The following is a 2,208-nucleotide window of genomic DNA, read 5'->3' on the forward strand; positions in this document are numbered from 1 at the left end:
AAAAAGCAAATAATTTAATACATTAAATTTCAAAATAATTTTTATCGTTTTTATATAATAATATTTTATATACTATAAAATAGATAATGTTAGTATATAAGCACTTTAAGAGGTGATAAAGATTAAAAATGTTACAAAAAGATTACATTTTACAAAAATATTTAAAAAGTTTAAAAAAAATATTGAATGTGTCTTTTAAAAATGTTAAAATAAAAAACATAAAAAGTTTAAATATTTATTTAAGTATTAGTAAACAAAAATATTAATTATATAAAAGCAATAAAGGAGAAATAGATGAAATATAGAAAGAAGATATTAACAGTAGGTGTGACAGGAGCATTATTATTAAATATTAGTGGGGCAGTTTCGCCACTAAATAATACATTAGCAGATGCACAAGGAACAACTACTGCAAACACAGATCAAGAATTACAAAGAGCAAAAGACGAAGCTATTAAAAAATTAGATGAATATCCAGAAGCGTTTGCTGTTTTGAATAATTTAGCAAATGAAGCGAAAAAAGCAAAAATAAAAAAAATAAATGAAGCTACTAAGAAAGAAGATATAGAAAATATTTTAAATGAAGTAAAGAATGCACATAATTTGAATAAAGCTAAAAAAGAAGGAAAAGACTTTTTAGATAAGCTAACTCATGTATCAGATTCACAAAAAAATGATGCTAGAAATAAAATAGGAAGTGCAAATAAAGTAGAAAATATAATAAAAGAATTAAAGGATTGTTTAAATAAAGAATTAGACGGATACCCTTATGCCTTTGGAAATCAGCTATATGGACAAAAAGGAAATGCTGATGCTGAATCGCAAGATGGTAAAGATTTTTCTAATGAAACACTTTCAGAAGCTATGAAGCAATTCATGAAAGGGAAAATTTATAATGATTCTCATACTAAAGAAGATTTAGAAAAAATATTAACTACTGTAAAAAAAGCTGATGAAATAGGGAAAGCTAAAGAAGAAGGAAGACAGAAAGTTGATAAAATGACAAATCTTTCTCAAGAAGAAAAAGTTAAGGCTTATAACTCTATAGGAAGTGGTTCTACTTTAGAAGAAGTAAAACAAGAAGAGAAAAAAGCTGAGGAAAAAGAAGCACAAGAAAAGGCTAAAAAAGAAAATGCTGGAAAAGAGCAAAACACCCCTCCTCAAGATAATGGAAGTGGGCAACAATCAAAAGAAAATGAACAAGGCGACCAACCATCAGCACCAAATGCAAAAGATGAAGCGAAAGATTTAGAACAAGCAAAAGAAAAAGCTAAAAAAGCAATAAAAGAATTAAAAAATCTAACTGATGAAGCTAGAAATGAATATGAAGAAGTTATTAATGAATCAACAAATGAAGAAGAACTAAAAGCTATTCAGGAATCAGCTAAAGGCGAAGATGACTATATAAATAGTGAAAAAGAACAATATAAAAAACGTCAAGCAGAAGCAAATGCAGAATTAGAAAAAATTAAAAAATATGTAAAAGATGCTTCAAAAGAACAAATTAAAAAACTTAATAATCTATCACAAACTCAAAAAGATTCTTTATTGAAAGAAGTAGAAAAAAATACAGATGTAAAAGATTTGGAAAAAGTTCATAAAAATGCAAAAACTTTTGACACTAAAGTAAAAGAAGCAAAAGAAGAAATAGAAAAATTAAAAGATTTAAGTGAAGCAGACAAAGCTACATATAAAGAAAAAATAGAAAAATCTGAAAATGTAGAAAAAGTTAATGAAAACTTTGGTCTAGCTACTGAAAAAAATAATCAAATTTTAAATGAAGCTAAAACAAAAGCATTAGACGAACTTAAAAAATTAATGAATTTAACAGATGATCAATTGCAAAAAGCAAAAGCAGAAGTTTTAGCAGGGCAAGATAAAAAATCTGTTGAAAAAGCTTTAAGTGATGCTAAAGTATTGGATAACAAAGAATTAACAGAAGCAAGAGCAAAAGCAAAAGAAGAAATAGAAAAATTAAAAGATTTAAAACCAGAGGAAAAAACAAAAGCAAATTCAGATATAACAAATTCTGTAACGAAAAAAGCTATTAATGAAGTAGTAGAAAAAGCTAAAAAACAAGATGCTAAAAACAAAGCAGAAAAAGTAAAACCTAATGAAAAACCAAGTGGAGATGCGCCGCAAACTCCAGCACCAATGCCGGAAAACCCAGGAGAAAATCAAAATCCACAAACTCCGACACCAATGCCG

Annotated in this window: 1 protein-coding gene; it reads left to right on the forward strand. The window is 26.9% G+C overall.

What is annotated here, in order from left to right; genetic code table 11:
• Positions 1–294 precede the first annotated feature (294 nt).
• Positions 295–2,208: GA module-containing protein (locus tag HMPREF1871_RS05380; RefSeq protein ID WP_157058076.1), on the forward strand; the 1,914-nt coding region annotated here is incomplete at its 3' end.

It is taken from the genome of Gemelliphila asaccharolytica (assembly GCF_001553005.1).
Lineage (GTDB): Bacteria > Bacillota > Bacilli > Staphylococcales > Gemellaceae > Gemelliphila > Gemelliphila asaccharolytica.